The sequence below is a fragment of the Streptococcus hepaticus genome (genome assembly GCF_043656315.1).
In the GTDB taxonomy this organism is placed as follows: domain Bacteria; phylum Bacillota; class Bacilli; order Lactobacillales; family Streptococcaceae; genus Streptococcus; species Streptococcus hepaticus.
Window position 1 is genome coordinate 1 of record NZ_JBINIY010000039.1, and the last position, 879, is coordinate 879.

The 879-nt window shown below is 46.3% G+C and carries 1 protein-coding gene; it reads right to left on the reverse strand.

Annotated elements, in window-relative coordinates:
• On the reverse strand, nt 1-879 hold an 879-nt coding region (locus ACHUFA_RS10955), incomplete at both ends, for a DNA cytosine methyltransferase (RefSeq protein WP_394406101.1).

Below are 879 nucleotides of genomic sequence, written 5' to 3' on the forward strand. Positions count from 1 at the left end.
ACTCTTACTAGAAACACTCTCTGCTCTTTCATAAGCCCAGTCAGGAAAGCCTTGAAGTCTGAAACACTCTCTTGGTGTCAGTCGTCTTATTCTCAGGCGATAAAGTGTCCCCTCTAAGACAATGCCTGTGACTTCATACCACTTATCCTGTCGATATTCCAGAGCAGCAACCACCACTCCCATATTGTCTGAAGTCGTCAGAGTATTGGATATTCCCTTTCCCACACGTCCCCTACGTTTGGTTGAGTCTGGATAAGCCAGATTGACAGAGTCTCCAAGAGTTGCCTTTGCGTACCCTGTTTTTGTGGCTTCCTTGATTTTCAGAAATGGCAGCTCCTCCCTCAGCAAAATCTTTGGAACCTTATCTCCACCCTGCATGGTGGTCAAGGTCGGTGACAAGCCAGAAATGTCAAATACTCTTCCAGTCTGGTCAAAGCTAGTCGGCAGATTTCCTGCGACGACAACACCATGTCTGTCTTGACTGGTCAATGTAAACATAGGGTCTTGATTCTCCTTAAATCGATGACCATGTTGCCGTTTTTCAAGTCTATCTGGTGTTAAGACTGGAATGGCGATTTTTGCCCCCTCTCCTTTACCTCTCGTTAGTGTAGGAGCAAGTCCACTCGTCAGATAGACTTCACTATTCAAACCACGTTTAGAGGGATTGATATTTCCTAGCCTTTCAAGATGAGCTGGGCTGTTTTCTCTTCTGAGAGGAAATATGAATCTGGGACGGTATCTTCTAGAATGTCCGATAATAAAGACCCGCTCTCTGTTTTGCGGGACTTGGAAGTCCTTACTGTTAAGCACCTGCCATTCGACATCATACCCCAATTCATCCAACGTGGAGAGGATTGTGGCGAACGTCCGTCCCTCGTC